General features: G+C 57.7%; 12 protein-coding genes and 1 tRNA gene. 5 read left to right on the plus strand and 8 right to left on the minus strand.

The window, feature by feature from the left end:
• The first annotated feature begins 62 nt into the window (after nucleotides 1-62).
• Nucleotides 63-848, plus strand: coding sequence for a DsbA family protein (locus tag ACWFTY_RS11675; RefSeq protein WP_447524396.1), 786 nt, complete (start codon nucleotides 63-65; stop codon nucleotides 846-848).
• Here the strand turns inward: ACWFTY_RS11675 and ACWFTY_RS11680 are convergent.
• Nucleotides 845-1,519 carry an RlmE family RNA methyltransferase gene (locus ACWFTY_RS11680; RefSeq protein ID WP_447524397.1) on the minus strand — a complete coding sequence of 225 codons (675 nt, stop codon included), beginning with the start codon at nucleotides 1,517-1,519 and terminating at the stop codon, nucleotides 845-847. The two genes, ACWFTY_RS11675 and ACWFTY_RS11680, sit on opposite strands and share 4 nt — an antisense overlap.
• On the minus strand, nucleotides 1,516-2,628 hold the full coding sequence (locus ACWFTY_RS11685; RefSeq protein ID WP_447524398.1) for a Ppx/GppA phosphatase family protein: 1,113 nt from the start codon (nucleotides 2,626-2,628) through the stop codon (nucleotides 1,516-1,518). Before ACWFTY_RS11685 ends, ACWFTY_RS11680 begins: the two co-directional genes overlap by 4 nt.
• A gap of 357 nt (nucleotides 2,629-2,985) precedes the next feature.
• Between ACWFTY_RS11685 and ACWFTY_RS11690 the strand changes: the two genes are divergently transcribed.
• Nucleotides 2,986-3,059: transfer RNA gene (locus tag ACWFTY_RS11690), tRNA-Gln, on the plus strand.
• A gap of 185 nt (nucleotides 3,060-3,244) precedes the next feature.
• Here ACWFTY_RS11690 and ACWFTY_RS11695 read toward each other — a convergent pair.
• From ACWFTY_RS11695 to ACWFTY_RS11715, 5 genes are all read right to left on the minus strand, one after another.
• Nucleotides 3,245-5,305 (minus strand): catalase, encoded by a 2,061-nt coding sequence (locus tag ACWFTY_RS11695; RefSeq protein WP_447524399.1) that lies wholly within the window; start codon nucleotides 5,303-5,305, stop codon nucleotides 3,245-3,247.
• Between the two features lie 238 nt (nucleotides 5,306-5,543).
• Entirely contained in the window at nucleotides 5,544-6,851 is a 1,308-nt protein-coding gene (locus ACWFTY_RS11700) for a cation:proton antiporter (RefSeq protein WP_447524400.1), read from the minus strand.
• Nucleotides 6,852-6,907: 56 nt separating this feature from the next.
• Nucleotides 6,908-7,621, minus strand: a complete 714-nt coding sequence (locus ACWFTY_RS11705; RefSeq protein WP_447524401.1) for a hypothetical protein — start codon at nucleotides 7,619-7,621, stop codon at nucleotides 6,908-6,910.
• Between the two features lie 6 nt (nucleotides 7,622-7,627).
• Nucleotides 7,628-8,833: a toxic anion resistance protein gene (locus tag ACWFTY_RS11710; protein ID WP_447524402.1), complete on the minus strand. Its 1,206-nt coding sequence runs from the start codon at nucleotides 8,831-8,833 to the stop codon at nucleotides 7,628-7,630.
• Nucleotides 8,834-8,991: 158 nt separating this feature from the next.
• The gene (locus ACWFTY_RS11715) at nucleotides 8,992-9,708 is read right to left on the minus strand and encodes an arylesterase (RefSeq protein ID WP_447524403.1); all 717 of its coding nucleotides are present in this window, start codon (nucleotides 9,706-9,708) and stop codon (nucleotides 8,992-8,994) included.
• 17 nt (nucleotides 9,709-9,725) lie between these two features.
• On the opposite strand from ACWFTY_RS11715, the gene ACWFTY_RS11720 reads away from it, so the two are divergent.
• Together ACWFTY_RS11720 and ACWFTY_RS11725 are read left to right on the plus strand one after the other, a co-directional pair.
• Nucleotides 9,726-10,451, plus strand: a complete 726-nt coding sequence (locus tag ACWFTY_RS11720) for an ABC transporter ATP-binding protein (RefSeq protein WP_447524404.1) — start codon at nucleotides 9,726-9,728, stop codon at nucleotides 10,449-10,451.
• Nucleotides 10,448-12,955: an ABC transporter permease gene (locus ACWFTY_RS11725; protein WP_447524405.1), complete on the plus strand. Its 2,508-nt coding sequence runs from the start codon at nucleotides 10,448-10,450 to the stop codon at nucleotides 12,953-12,955. The genes ACWFTY_RS11720 and ACWFTY_RS11725 overlap by 4 nt, the downstream gene beginning before the upstream one ends.
• Before the next feature lie 88 nt (nucleotides 12,956-13,043).
• Here the strand turns inward: ACWFTY_RS11725 and ACWFTY_RS11730 are convergent, their stop codons facing one another.
• Nucleotides 13,044-14,036, minus strand: coding sequence for a bile acid:sodium symporter family protein (locus tag ACWFTY_RS11730; RefSeq protein ID WP_447524406.1), 993 nt, complete (start codon nucleotides 14,034-14,036; stop codon nucleotides 13,044-13,046).
• Nucleotides 14,037-14,150: 114 nt separating this feature from the next.
• Here ACWFTY_RS11730 and typA point away from each other — a divergent pair, with 114 nt between their 5' ends.
• A complete protein-coding gene (gene typA / locus ACWFTY_RS11735) occupies nucleotides 14,151-15,968 on the plus strand; it encodes a translational GTPase TypA (protein ID WP_447524407.1) in 1,818 nt (605 codons plus the stop codon).
• The last annotated feature ends 212 nt before the right edge of the window (nucleotides 15,969-16,180 follow it).

Consider the following 16,180-nt stretch of genomic DNA (forward strand, 5'->3'; position numbering starts at 1 on the left):
ATTTGGGCTGGACAAGCCTCGCGGCCATGGCCAATGCCATGCTTCAAGGAAAGAACCTGATTGTGGATGAAGTTTCAAACAGAAAGTGGATGATTATGGCGGGTGGTGGATTGGCCATAGCGGCGGCAGTGAGCGTCTGGTTCTGGCAGGCCGGCAGCAGTAGCTCGACCGAAGCAGCCAGCGAAGCCGCGCTGGCAGCGGGCATCAATGCCCAGGAACAGAAAGCGATCGAGGCGATTGTCCGCGACTATATCCTCAAGAACCCCGAAATCATTCCGGAAGCGGTGGAAATATTGCAGAACCGCCAGAAGACCGGCGCGATCGATACCGTCCGGGCGCAGATCGAAAAACCGTTCGCTGGCAACGCCTTTGCCGGCAATCCCGATGGCGATGTGATCGTTGTCGAATATTCCGATTTCAACTGCCCCTATTGCAAACAGACAGAGCGTGATGTCGCCAGGCTGATTGCCGAAGACAAAAATGTCAAAGTCGTGTTCCGCGAATTGCCCATACTCAGCGAATCAAGCAACGACGCCGCACTGATGGCGCTGGCGGCGGCCAAACAGGGCAAATATTACGCCTTTCACAAGACCATGTTTGCCACCGGTCGCCCGACACCCTCGACAATCAATGCTGCTGCCAACGAGATCGGTCTCGACATGGCGGCCGCTCGCGCCTTTATCGCTTCGCCTGAAGCCAAAAAGGAAATCCAGGAAAATATCGCTGCGGCACAACAATTGCGCTTCACCGGCACGCCAGCCTGGGTCGTCGGCAACCAGTCGGAAGTCGGCGCCGTCGGCTATGATGGACTGAAGGAAATGGTCGCGAAGGCGCGGGCGGCAAACTAGGTTTCGTCTGCCCTGCCCTTGAACCCCTGGGCAATCACATACCATTCGGACGAGCCCTTGCGGCTTGCCGGTGGCTTGGCATGCTTGACCACGGTGAAATGTTTTTTGAGCAGAGTCAGCAGGTCATTGTCGGTTCCGCCGGCCAATACCTTGGCGACAAAAGCACCGCCCTCCTGCAGATTTTCAACTGCAAAATAGGCACCCGCCTCGACCAGGCCCATGGTCCGCAAATGGTCGGTCTGCTGGTGCCCGACCGTATTGGCGGCCATATCGGACAAGACCAGATCCGGCGCGCTGCCCAGCGCTTCGATCAACATGTCCGGCGCGGCATCATCCATGAAGTCCATCTTGAAGATGGTAACCCCCTCGATCGGATCGACGTCGAGCAGATCGATACCGACGACCGCAGCCTTGGGCGCATATTTGCGCATCACCTGGGCCCAGCCACCCGGCGCGATACCGAGATCCACCACAGCCTTGGCGTTGCGCACCAGCTTGAAGCGCTCGTCGAGTTCAAGCAGCTTGTAGGCCGCACGAGAGCGATAGCCCTCGGCTCTGGCCTGTTTGACATAAGGATCGTTGAGCTGGCGCTCGAGCCAGCGCGTGGAACCGATTTTGCGGCCCTTGGCGGTTTTGACCTTCTGTCTGGTTCCTGATCTGCCCCGGCTCATCGCACCGAACTCCGTTCATTGGCCGACATCAGCGAACGCAATATGCCTTCGCGAATGCCGCGGTCCGCCACGCCAACGCGGCTGGCCGGCCATATATCGAGGATCGATTCCAGAATGGCACATCCGCCGACCACCAGATCGGCGCGTTCCTTGCCAATGCACGGAATATCCGCCCGCTCTTCCGGTGAGGCATGGGCCAGCATGGTGCTGATTTCCCGCATTGATTCCGTCGGAACAATCAGACCGTCGATCACCTTGCGGTCATATTGCGGCAGTTTCAGATGCAGGCTGGCCAGCGTGGTCACCGTACCGCTCGTACCGAGCAGTCGGTAATCGCATTGGTCGAGCCGAGGCAAGCGCGCTGCAAAACTGGCGAAACTATCCGTAACCCGCGCCCGCATGGCAGCAAAAGCCTCGCGCCGCGCAACCGGGTTGTCGCCATCAAACTTCTCGCTTTCGGTCAGCGAGACAACGCCCCATGGCGCGCTCTGCCAGTCGAGAATCTCCGGTGCCGAACCGCTTGTGTCGACCAGAACCAGTTCGGTCGAACCGCCGCCAATGTCGAAAATCAGCGCCGGCCCTTCGCCCGGTTCGAGCAAGATATGACAGCCGAGTACCGCCAGCCGCGCTTCTTCCTCTGCGGTGATCACATCAAGCGCAATCCCGGTTTCCCGCCGCACCCGCTCGATGAATTTGTCGCCATTGCTGGCACGCCGGCAGGCCTCGGTAGCCACCGACCGCGCGAGCGTCACATTGCGGCGCCGCAGCTTGTCGGCGCAGATCGACAGGGCGGCGACCGCTCTGTCCATCGCGCGACTGCTGATCTTTCCGGATTCGACAAGTCCTTCGCCCAGTCGCACAACGCGCGAAAAGGCATCGGTAACAATGAAGCCGTCCGAAGACGGCTTTGCTACCAGCAACCGACAGTTGTTGGTGCCCAGATCAATCGCTGCATAGGACCGCAATTTGGGCCAGCGCCCTGCATTTGGGTGAACAGGAGGCGCAACCCGACTCTGTCCATTATGTGTCGCCGCATGTTTCGGGCGGGATTTCCTTGCGGATGATCCGCCTTTTGTATCTTGCGGCGATGGGGATGCTTGATCCGCCATGACCGTACTCTTATGTTCTCCGGATCGGATAATACCGCCGGTACTTGCCTGTAAAGATAACGCCGCAGCCGCTTTGACGCAAGGGGCGGTAACCAAGTCGAACGGAAAATATCATGTGCGGGCGCAAATTTAGCCACGAAGAACTGACCTGGGCGGAATATCGGGACAGATTGGACGTTAGCCAGATGGCAACCGGCACACGATTCCCATGCCAAACATAATAGCGACCAGTCGAATGAGGCCGGCCTGTCCGGCACCTATTACCGCGATAAGCTACCCCGCAAAATTGTTACAGACTGAAAGCCACCAAAAGGCTTGACCCTGACCCGCTCCATGCCTATTGCCCCGCACCGGCACTCCCCTGTCGTATAATGGTAATACCACGGACTCTGACTCCGTTAATTGAGGTTCGAATCCTCACGGGGGATCCAGTTTTTCCTTTTTCATGATGATTTTTGCATCGACAGCGCTTTGACGTGCAGTCCTTGACCGCCCTGCTCGGCCTCAAACGCATCGAAGCGACAAACGAATGATCGCTTGCCGCTTCGACGGTTTTGCTATTGTTGCGCCGCAGCGTGACGGCTTTCGTCGCAAGCGCTGCAGCTCTGACTTTCTTTTAGCCCGATACCCGGTCCCAGAAACGCAATTGCTTGCACTGGGTCAGGAAGTCCGCAGCGTCCTTCTTCGCTCCGATCTCGACGACACCGTCATCCATTTTGTCGGCGATTCCCGCCGCCTTGAGCAGCGGCATCGCGCCTTGGGAATATGCGATGAACTTCACATGGGCGAAGGCATCACTGACAAAGTCCTGGCTCGGCTTGTTGGTCGCCAGCTTCTGCGCAGCGTCCTCCGACATCACCAGGGCAACCGCATCGAACACCACCGACGGGCCACCATCGATTTTCTCGTCGGCCGGCATGACGTTGCCGTCTGACAATTTAGCACCAGCGACGTGCGGCGCGATTATGGCGCATGTGCCGCCAGCGTCCTCCGTCGCCTTCTCCAGCGCTTTGACGAGATCGGCGTCGCCGCCTTCCGCGATATAGATACCGAGCTTGCGACCCGAAAAACTCTCTGGCGGATTTTTGAGCATGCTGAGCGCATCCGAAACCGGCAAATCGTCAACCGGCTTGCGCGCGGGTTTGATCTTCTCCGGCAGCTTTTCCATGCCAATGCCGTCGGCGACATTTTGCGCCAGATCGGCATCGATATTGCGCAAATGCCCGACCATCCGTTCCCGGATCGCTTCTTTGCCCACTTTCGAAAGTTCGAAGGTGATGGCAGCGGCAATATGGTCCTGCTCGACCGGGGTCTGGCTGATATAAAATTGCCGGGCCTGACTATAATGATCGGCGAAGAGTTCCGAACGCACACGCTGCTTGGTGCCGCTCACCTCTTCCGGATAGCTCTTGAAACCTCTTGCCGGATCCTCGCGCGGCCCCTCGCCTTCGTCCCAGCTATTCGGCTCATAATTGACCCGCCCCTTGGGGTTGGTCATCGCCATATGGCCATCCTGCTGATAATGGCGCACCGGACATTTCGGCGCGTTCACCGGAATATGGGTGAAATTCGGGCTGCCGAGCCGCTTCAGCTGGGTGTCGAGATAGGAAAAATTCCGTCCCTGCAGCAGCGGATCATTGGTGAAGTCGATACCCGGCACGATATTCTGCGTGCAAAATGCCACCTGCTCGGTCTCGGCGAAGAAATTGTCGACATTATTGTCGAGCACCATCTTGCCGATGATCCGGACCGGAACCTGCTCTTCGGGGATCAGCTTGGTCGGGTCGAGCACGTCAAATTCGAACTCGTCGGCGAATTTGTCGTCAAACACCTGCACGCCCAGTTCCCATTCCGGAAAGTCGCCGGAGTCAACCGCCTCCCACATATCGCGGCGATGGAAGTCGGGGTCCATGCCATTGATTTTCAGCGCCTCATTCCAGACCACCGACTGCATGCCCTGCTTCGGTTTCCAGTGGAATTTGACAAAGTTTGATTTGCCGTCAGCGTTGACCAGACGGAAAGTGTGAACGCCAAAACCTTCCATGAAACGCAACGACCGGGGAATGGCGCGGTCGGACATCACCCACATGATCATATGCATGGATTCGGGGCTCAGGGTGACAAAGTCCCAGAAATTGTCATGCGCGCTCTGCGCCTGCGGGAAGCCGCGATCAGGTGCCGGCTTGACCGAGTGGATCAGGTCGGGAAACTTGATCGCGTCCTGAATGAAGAAGACCGGGATGTTGTTGCCGACCAGATCCCAGTTTCCTTCCTTGGTGTAGAATTTGACGGCAAAGCCGCGCACGTCGCGGGCAACGTCGGGAGAGCCCTTGCTGCCGGCAACGGTCGAGAAACGGCAGAACAGTGGTGTTTTCTCGCCAACCCGCTGAAAAATATCGGCGCTGGACAGTTCGGGAATGGCGTCGGTCAGTTCGAAATGGCCGTGCACTCCATAGCCGCGCGCATGAACGACGCGCTCGGGGATGCGTTCGTGATCGAAGTGGAAAATCTTCTCCCGCATGACCTGGTCTTCCAGCATCGTGCCGCCGCGGGAATGGGCTTTCAGGCTGTTCTGGTCGTCCGATACCGGCATGCCCTGCTGGGTGGTCATGATATCATCATCGCCGGTTGCGGTCTGGCGTGGCTCGCCGTTTTCGCCGAGTTTCAGGTCTTTCATGGGCTTTTCCTTCGTTGGGGAACATGTGTCTTCACCCAAACCTACGCAGCTTGTTGGAGATGGTTCAGTCCTGCCGAAGAAAATTACTGCCGTTCCTGTCCTGGATCTTTTGTGCGCAACTATTGTCGCTTTACTATCCAGAAAAACTTCCGGGATCGAAACATTTGGATATCCGCGATTCATGGCACGCAGGTCCACCAAAAGGCTCAAAAAACAAGGAACCATTGTCGCGATACGGTTACTGGCTTTCCGCCCTTGCCTCTTCCGCGTCAGCCTGGGTGATATCCTTGTTGCGCTGCTTGAGCCGATCGATCAGCCCGCTGATCGTTCCGCCCTGCACGATCACCGAGAATAAGACGACAACATAGGTCACCGACAGGATGACGGTGCGCGCAGGTCCTTCCGGAAGCGACAGCGCCAGCGCTATCGAAATGCCGCCGCGCAAACCGCCCCAGACCAGGGTCGGGATCGCCATATTCCCCAGCGACTGGAATGGACGCAGAGCGAGCAAGGGCAGCCCGACCCCTGCAACGCGTGCGCCGATTACCAGCGGGATAGTGACGATACCGGTCAGGATAAGCACCAGCGTGGGTGCCACCGCGATGACCTCGAGACCGATCAGGAAAAACAGCACCGCGTTGAGCAATTCATCAACCAGGGCCCAGAATTTGAGCAGATAGTCGCGCGTCGTATCGCTCATCGCCAGCTTGACGCCGGCATTGCCGATCAAAAGGCCCGCCACCGCCATCGCTACCGGCCCGCTGACGTGGAGAAAATGCGCCAGACTATAGCCGCCCATGACCACCGCAAGCGAGATCATCACCTCGACATTATATTCGTCGATCGAACGCATCGCCCGGAAGCCCAGCCAGCCGACAATAGCGCCGAGCATTGCGCCACCGCCGGCCTCTTTGGCAAAGTCGAGCGCAGCATGGCCTGCGGAAAATTCCGACGTACCCAGCGCCGCTGTCAACAGAATACCGAATACGACAACCCCGACACCGTCGTTGAACAGGCTTTCGCCAGCCACTGTCGCCTGCAAGGTTGGTGGCACCGCAGCGCGCTTCAAAACGCCGATCACCGCGACCGGATCAGTCGGACTGATCAGCGCGCCAAATACAAGACACCATAAATAGCCGATTTCGATATCGAACCATCCGGCGATAAAATAGAAACCGCTGCCGACGATGATGGTCGAAATGCCGACGCCCAGCGTACTCAGCAGCAATATCGGCCAGCGCCCCCGCTTCATGTCCGCCCAGTCGACGTGCAGCGCGCCGGCGAATAGCAAAAAGGAAAGCATCCCTTCCATCAAAGTGTCGTGAAAATCGATATCCGCGAGGAAATTCAAAACATTGCCCGACATCGAACTGCCCGGCAGCAGCCAGTCGATCCCGATCACCATCAGCGAAGCGACTGCGCCCATGATGGTCAGTCCGATCGAGGACGGCAGTTTCAGGAACCTGTGGTTCAGATAACCGAGTATCGCTGCCAGCGAAACCAGAATGGCGGCAGCGTCAAATGGCTGAAGATGCGATGCGGCCATGGGCAATCCTGATCAATGAGAGACAGAGAGAAGCGATTACCCGGAAGCCACGAGATTCATTCGGCTTCGGCGCTCTTGTCATATTTGAGCTCGAGATAGCGGCCGCGGATCGAGAGATTGTCGATATCACCTTTCGCGATCTGCTGGGTGACGCCGGAGATTTCTTTCTCGATCAGCGACAGGCCACCGATCAACTGCTCGTCGGGCGATTTGCCGCTATCATTGGCTTTTCCGCGCATCGAGGGCGGGATCGCCCGATAGCCGTTGATCAGTTCCGGCAGATGCTCGCCAACCAGCTTGCGCACTTCATAAGCAGCAGCATCGCCTTCATTCAGCTTGTTCAATTGCGGAGACAGCATGTCCAGCTGGACGCCGATGCCGTTGACGATCTGGACCGCTGGCGCCGGCAGAGCCGGGCGCTGGTTTTCCAGCCAGATTTCGGTCTTTCCGGCCAGCGATTTCAGATCCGACTTCATAATCGTTTCCGGAGTCGGCATTTTCATCTTCGGGAACTTCATCGACGCCCAGATGCCGCCAGCGATCAGTCCGGCAGATATCATCACGCCCCAGAAACCGATGCCACTCAATATCCCGCCGATGATGCTGGCGCCGACCAGCACGCCGACCGTCCACATGGCGGCGCGGCCGAGCTTCTTGAAGAAATGGCCGCGCTTCAGCTGATGGGAGCGATTGCCAATCGAACGCCGGAACTGGGAGTCCCGCAACGCCCGCGTCGCACCGGCCAAAATTTGCTGATTACTCTCCGACACCAGTCTCTATTCCTCCAATGCCGACAGGGGGTTTTCCGTTGGAGCTTCCAGCTGAGCCTTCGCCTGTCCCTCGGATCGCGCAATATAGCCTTTCGACTTCTCGATCTCGCCGGACAAAGAATTGACCGTCAACTTCATATTTTCCAATGCTTTCAACTTGAACGTGTCGATATTGTCCATCGTGTCATAGACATTCTGGAAAGCGCGTTGCAGCGTTTCCAATGGAATGGTCGAGGATGCGGCTTGCTCGTGAATCTGGCCGGTCTGGTTTTTCAGCATCTCGCTGGTGCTGTCGATCACGCCCGCCGTTGTGGTGTTGAGCGCGGTGATCTGGTCGAGAACCAGTTTCTGGTTGGTCAGCGCTTGGGCCACGGTAACACCGGTGCGCAGAGCGCCCACAGTGGTTGTGCTGGCCCGGTCAACGCCTTTGACCAGCTCGACATTGTTGCGCTTGACCAGATCGAGCGCGAGATAGCCCTGCACGGTGACCGCCATCTGGGTCAGCAGGTCCTGGGTCCGCTGACGGACATAGAAAAGCGCGCTTTCCCGGATAGCCTTGGCTTTGGCCGGATCGGTGGCGTCCAGTTCGGCGGCTTTGTCTTCGAGCCTTTGGTCCATGACCTTGGAGACGTGGATCATCTGTTCCAGCCGGCCCATCGCCGCCCAGAGATTCTTGCGTTCGACATCAATCGCCGCATTGTCCATCAGCAATTCGTCCTTGCCGGAACGAAGCCGGTCGAGGATCGAGCCGATATGACCCTGCGCGCTTTTATAGCCGTCGAAATAGTTGCGCATCTTGTTGCCGAAGGGAATGATTCCAAAAATCTTCCGTTTCGCGGTCAGATTGCCGCGCTTGCCCGGATCAAGATCTTCGACGGTACGGCGCAGTTCCGCGAGATCGGAACCGATGCCGCTTTCTTCGTCCATCGAACGGATCGGGCGATCAAGAAAGCGATTCGACTGGCCCGCCGCTTCGGCGATTTCCTTGCGGCCCATATTGGTAATCTGGTCCACTTTTTTGCCAAATTCGGGACTATTTTGATCCTGAGCGATCAGATCGTCGATAAAAGAGTCAACTTTTTCTTCGAGCTTGGACTTTACCTCGTCGCCAATGGACACAAGGCCGCCGGCTTTTTCAGGAGCGACTGGCACCACCGGATCCGGCGGAGTCAATTTCAGGTCGTCGGTCGCTGTGATTGTTTCGGTCACCATGCTGTTCAGCCTCCCTGCCCGGCACCAATGCGGGGCTTTCTCTATAAATGGATGCAAATGCACCGCTTTTCAAGCGTTTCAACTGCTGTATTAGTAAAATAATACAGTTTTTACAAAACTGCGCAACATGCTTCCAACTCTTCCATTTTCTACAAAGCTCAATCTTTCAGCAATTCCCCAACCTGCGGCGCGATTTTGCCGACGATGATATCAATGCCTTCGGCAGTAGGGTGCAGGCCATCGGGCAGGAAAAGATCAGGATGTCCCACCACGCCATCCATGAAAAACGGATAGAGCGCGACATCATATTTTTTGGCCAGTGCGGGATAGATGATATTGAATTCATCACTGAATTTTGCTCCGAGATTGGGTGGGGCCAGCATACCGGTGAGCATGACTTCTATGTCGCGATCTTGCAACTTCTTGACCATTGCTTCCATATTGGCCCGGGTATCTGCGGGTTTCAGCCCCCTGAGCAGGTCATTGCCGCCCAGTCCCAATATCACCAGATCCGGTTTTCGCGGCAGGCTATCGAGGACGAAATCCATCCGCCGCAGTCCCGCAGCCGTGGTGTCGCCTGACACGCCAGCATTGTGAACCCGGACATCCTTGCCGGCCGTCGTCAGCGCTGCTTGCAGTTCCGGCGCAAAGCCCTCTTTCTGGTCCAGGCCATAGCCGGCATAAAGGCTGTCACCAAAAGCAACGACCAGGATTTCAGCGTCTTTCGCTTCTGCCATTGGATCGCCGCCGGTTTCCGTCGAGACCGTTGCTACGTCCTCTGGAACAGCTTGCGCCTCTTCCGGCGCGGGGCCACAAGCGATCAAAAGTTGCAGAAATGCCAGTGTGAACCCATATACAAATAAATTCTTCAACATCGGATATCCTTACCCCCATGATCCAGAAAAACGCCGCACCGAGCGACGCCGCCGCAGTTGAACCCCATATCGCCATTGCAGCCCGGAATGTCACCCTGTCTTTGGGGGAAGGGAAAGCACGCGTCGATATTTTGCGCGGTATTGATCTGCAGATCGAAGAGGGAACGACGGTTGCATTGCTAGGGCCGTCGGGTTCGGGCAAATCATCGCTGATGGCGATCCTGTCCGGCCTCGAACGGGCAAGCGGCGGGGAGGTGAATATTGCCGGAGCCGACTTCGGCACGATGAACGAGGATCAGCTGGCGGTTGCGCGGCGCGGCCGGGTCGGCATTGTATTGCAGGCGTTTCACCTGCTCCCGACGATGACGGCGCTGGAGAATGTCGCCGTGCCCCTCGAACTGGATGGCCAACCCGATCCTTTTGAAATCGCGGCGAAGGAACTCACCGCTGTCGGCCTCGGCGACCGTCTCGGCCATTACCCCACCCAGCTTTCCGGTGGCGAGCAGCAGCGCGTGGCCATCGCCCGCGCCATGTCGTCGCGGCCGACTATCATCTTCGCTGACGAACCGACCGGCAATCTTGACGGCACCACCGGCGATAAAATCATCACCCTGCTGTTCGATCGCCAGAAAGCCACGGCGGCGACGCTGCTGATCATCACCCACGATCCGGAACTGGCCAAACGCTGCGACCGGATCATCGAACTGCGCGACGGCCTGATCGAACGGGACAGCGCCGCGTGAGCGCTGAACTGGGCAAAGCCTGGACGATTGCCCGCCGCGATCTGCGCGGCCGTTTTGCCGGACTGCGTCTGCTGATCGTCTGCCTGTTCCTCGGCGTCGCCACTTTGGCCGCCATTGGCAGCCTGACCAATGCGATTACCGAAGAACTGGCCAATCGCGGTCAGGCGATATTGGGCGGTGATCTCGAGATCGCGGTTGCCCAGCGCGAAGCCACCAGCGCAGAACTCACGGCCCTCAAGCAGGCCGGAACGTTGTCCGAAACGCTGCGAATGCAGGCCATGGCGCGACTGCCGGACGGCAGCGACACGCAACTGGTCGAACTAAAAGGCGTCGATGACAGCTATCCGCTTTATGGCAAATTCACGCTGGAGAATGGCCAGACCGTTTCTGCGCCACAGCCGCAGGATATCTATGTCACCCCTGCACTGATGCAGCGCCTGTCGCTGAAAACCGGCGACAAAATTGATTTTGGCGAAGCCAGCTTCACCATATCGGGCGTCATATCCGAAGAGCCGGACAGGCTCAGCGAAGGTCTGTCGCTCGGACCCGTGGCGATCACTTCGCTGGATAGTCTGCGCGCTACCGAATTGATCCAGCCGGGGAGCCTGTTTGAGAGCAAATATCGGCTCAAACTGCCCGCCACCGCCATTCCCCGCGAGGTCGGCGACCGGCTTTCCGAACAATTCCCCAACGCCTCGTGGGAAATCAAAACGCGCGATGATGGTGCGCCGAGCACCCGCCGCTTTATCGAGCGGATGGGCCAGTTTCTGACTCTGGTCGGTCTGGCATCGCTGGTCATCGCCGGCATCGGTGTCGGCAATGGTGTTGCCTCCTACTTGCGCGGCAAGCAGGGCGCGATTGCCACGCTCAAGATTCTCGGCGCCGACAGTGCGATGATCTTCCGCATCTATCTAATCCAGATCATGACGGTGGCTATCGGCGCGATTGCTCTTGGTCTCGTGGTTGGGGCGCTGGCTCCGCTCGCGATCATCCAGATTGCGGGCGATGTCCTGCCGATCAAACCGGAATTTGCCCTCTATCCGCTGCCGCTGCTGGTCAGCGCGCTCTACGGATTGCTGATAGCGATTATCTTCGCCCTGCCCCCGCTGTCGCGGGCAAAGACAATCCCGGCGGCGGGTATCATCCGCGGCGAAGGCAAGTCCTGGAGACAGATTGACCGGCAGAGCTGGATTGGCGTTGGCTTGGCGATTGCAGCGATCATCGCGCTGGCGCTCGGCACAGCCAATGAGCCATTATTTTCAGCCTCTTTCATCGGTGCGGCAGCCGCGATATTGCTGCTGCTTACATGCTTGGGCGCGCTGATCCGATGGCTGGCGAGCAAGGCGCCGCGGCCGAAACATCCGTTGTTGCGTCTCGCCCTGACCAGCCTCCACCGTCCCGGTGCGCAAACCGGACAGTTGGTAGTGGCATTGGGACTGGGCCTGACCCTGTTCGCGACGCTCGCCGCGATCCAGACCAGCCTGACCAATGAAATCCGCTCGACCGTTCCGCGCGATGCGCCGAGCTTTTTCGTCCTCGATATCCCGGTCGAACGCGCGGATGAATTCCGCGCCAAAGTCGCCGAAACCTCGCAGGATGCCGAAGTGAATATAGTGCCGACATTGCGCGGAACGATCACCGAATTTGGCGGCCAGCGGGTGTCCGAACTGGAAACCCTCCCCGAGGGCGCATGGGTGCTGCGCGGCGATCGCGGTCTCACCTATAGCGCGACCATCCCCGAAGGCAGCGAAATCGTCGAGGGCGAATGGTGGCCGAAAGATTATGACGGACCGCCGCTGGTTTCGGTCGATGAAGAACAAGGCGCGGCCATGGGCCTGAAGATTGGCGACAGCCTGACCGTCAGCCTGCTCGGCGTCGAAATACCGGCCAAAGTAGCATCCTTCCGCAAGGTCAACTGGCGGAATTTCGGATTCAACTATGTACTGGTTTTCCCGCCCAGCGTGCTGGCCAATGTGCCGCATAATGTCGCCGCGACGATCCAGCTCGAGACGGCAAAAGAAGACAGCCTGCTCAGTATCTTGCCTCAGGAATTCCCCTCCATTTCGATGGTCAAGGTCAAGGAGATTGCCTCCCAGATCGGTGACATTCTCGACCAGATGGCCACCGCCATTGCCGCTGCCGCGTCAATCGCGATTTTCTCCGGCATCGCCGTGTTGATCGGCGCCATTGCGGCCTCCCGCCAAGCCCGGGTCTATGACAGCGTGATCCTGAAATTGCTTGGCGCCACCCGCGCGCAGATATTGACGGTGCAGGCGATAGAATATGCGCTGCTAGCATTTCTGTTGTCGATGGTGGCTCTTGGCCTCGGCCTGTTTGCCGGCTGGTTCGTGATCACCCAGATTTTCGAATTTACCTGGCAGCCCGATTGGGGAATTGTTCTGCTGACGCTCGGCATCGGCGCGGTTGCAACGCTGGGGATTGGCTTGCTGGGATCTATTCCGGTGCTGTCCGCCAAGCCGGCCAGAGCACTAAGAGAACTTTAGATTTTCCCGTTCGTCCTGAGCTTGTCGAAGGACCGCGCATGGCGATAGAGGCACTTCGACAAGCTCAGTGCGAACGGGCGATGTTTCGCTAGTCCTCGTCACCGGCCAAGCGCACGGCCACCGGAGCCGACAGGAACAATTGCGCGAGATGGTAAAAAATCAGCGGCAATATCACCAGGCCCGCCCGCTCCGGGGCAAAGATGATCGCCGCCAGCGGCGCACCAATGGCAACGCTCTTCTGCGCGCCGGAAAACAGCAGAGTTTTCCGGTCACCACGGGCAAAACCCATCAACCCGCCGAGCATCCACGTGCCGCCAAAGGCCAGCCCCAGCCAGAACAACAGCGCAGCGGCTAGCCAGACGAATTCCATGCCGCTAACCCGGCTCCACATCCCGGCGATGATCGCTGCGGAAAAGGACACATAGACCGCCAGCGCAATCGCCCCCCTGTCGATCCAACCGGTCAGATCCTTGTGCTGCATCACCCAGGGTCGCAGCCATTTCTGGAAGGTCTGGCCGAGCACAAACGGCAGCACCAATATCGCGGCCAGTTTGATGATCGTCTCAGAGGTTATGTCCACGCCAGCTGCGCTGGCCAGCAGTGCGAACAATAATGGCGATAAAAACACCCCGACAAGATTTATGAAGGCACTGGCGACCACAGAGGCCGCAACATTTCCTCTGGCAATAGCACAATAGCTGGTGGCCGATTGCACAGTGGACGGCAGCACGCCCAGAAACAGAAATCCCAGCGCAACATCGGCAGGCAGAACCTGATCGAGCGCCTTTGACAGCAGCAACCCGATTCCCAGCATCACGCCAAATACCCAGATGAATATCGTCCCCTGCAACCGGACGTTGCCCAGACCGGCGCGCACTTCATGCCGTTCGAGACGGATGCCATGGAGCAGAAAGACCGCAAAAATCCCTGCGTTGAACAATATCCCGGCTATATCTTTTGCTGCTCCCTGCACGGGCAGCAGCGTCGCCAAAAGCACCGCTCCGCTTAGCAGCCAGATGAATTTATCATTGAGGATCAGGCGGACGGTTTGCATCTTGGTTGCGGCAAATGGATGGCTCAAGACGATTTGGCAAGCTTTCTGATGTTGCGGTGCAGCACCAAACAGGCTAAGGGCGCGGCAATATCGGGGCTTTGCTTATGGCCGCCCTTTCCTCTTCTAACGGTAGAATCTAATATGTCCCTTCGCAATATCGCAATCATTGCGCACGTTGATCACGGCAAAACAACCCTGGTTGACCAGCTTTTCCGCCAATCCGGCACATTTCGCGACAATGAACGTGTCGAAGAACGCGCGATGGATTCGAACGATCTTGAAAAAGAACGCGGCATCACGATTCTCGCAAAATGCACCAGCGTCGAATGGAAAGGCACGCGGATCAATATTGTTGATACCCCGGGCCATGCCGACTTTGGTGGTGAAGTGGAACGCATCCTGTCGATGGTCGATGGCGTGATCCTGCTGGTCGACAGCGCCGAAGGCGCAATGCCGCAGACCAAATTCGTCACCGGCAAGGCTCTGGCCCTCGGTCTGAAGCCAATCGTCGTCGTCAACAAGATTGACCGTCCCGATGGCCGCGCCGAAGAAGTGCTCGACGAAGTGTTCGACCTGTTCGTCAATCTCGATGCCAATGATGAACAGCTTGATTTCCCGGCGCTCTTTGCCAGTGGCCGCAACGGCTATGCCGGCGAGACCCCTGATGTCCGCGAGGGCGATCTTTCTGCCTTGTTCGACAAGATCATCGAACATGTACCGGAGCCCGACGTTGATCCAGATGCGGAATTCAAGTTTCTGGTCACCTTGCTCGACCGCGACAATTTCGTCGGCCGCATTTTGACCGGCAAAGTCGAAAGCGGGAAAATCGACATCAACATGCCAATCCACGCAATCGATATGGACGGCAATGTTGTTGAAACCGGCCGCGCCACCAAGATCATGGCGTTTAACGGCCTCGAGCGCGTCCCTGTGGAAAGCGCCAAGGCAGGTGATATTATTTCCCTCGCTGGCCTTACAAAAGCAACGGTTTCCAATACGATATGCGACATTGCTGTTACCGAGCCTATCGCTGCCCAGCCAATCGATCCGCCAACACTTTCGATGCGCTTTGCGGTGAATGACAGCCCGGTTGCCGGTCGTGAAGGTGACAAGGTCACCAGCCGCGTGATCCGCGATCGCCTGGCACGCGAAGCAGAATCCAACGTTGCAATCAAAGTGACCGAAAGCGACGACAAGGACAGCTTTGAAGTTGCGGGCCGCGGCGAATTGCAACTCGGCGTGCTGATCGAAACGATGCGCCGCGAAGGTTTTGAACTGGGCATTTCCCGTCCTCGCGTTCTCTACCGCGAAGAAAATGGCAAACGCCAGGAGCCTTATGAAACCGTCGTCATCGACGTTGATGATGAATATTCCAGCACCGTTGTTTCCAAGATGCAGCGCCGCAAAGCGGAACTGACCGAACAGCGCCCATCCGGCGCCGGCAAGACCCGCCTGACTTTCTCCGCCCCTTCGCGCGGTTTGATCGGTTATCACGGCGAATTCCTGTCCGACACCCGCGGCACCGGCCTGATGAACCGTCTGTTTGAAAAATATGACGATTATAAGGGCGTTATCGAAGGCCGTCCGGTTGGCGTTCTGGTATCCAACGGAACCGGCAACACCGCAGCTTATGCGCTGAATATGCTCGAAGAGCGCGGCGTATTGTTTATCGGCGCACAGACCCCGGTTTACGAAGGCATGATCATTGGCGAAAACGCCAAGCCCGGCGATCTCGACGTCAATCCGATGAAGTCCAAGGCGCTGACCAACTTCCGCGTCTCGGGCAAGGAAGACGCCATTCGCCTGACCACGCCAAAGGTGATGACGCTCGAACAGGCAATCGCCTATATCGACAATGACGAGCTGGTCGAAGTCACGCCAAAGAACATCCGCCTGCGCAAACGCTATCTCGATCCGAACGATCGCAAGAAAGCGTCCCGTCAGGCAGCGGCAGCTTAAATCAGCAGAAATTATAAAAAAGGCGGCCCGCAAGGCCGCCTTTTTTCTATAACACGCAGCAAAAGACAAATATGAATCACGGACGTCAATCTCAGCTTGGGCCGGGATCACTCAGTTGCATATCGGCTCCACTGGTTCCCCCGGAAACATGTCGTTCATAACAATATAGCTTCGCTAACCGCCGTCACGGCCTTGTGCTAAGAATCATCAGC

This window comes from Parasphingorhabdus sp. NYA22, assembly GCF_976973735.1.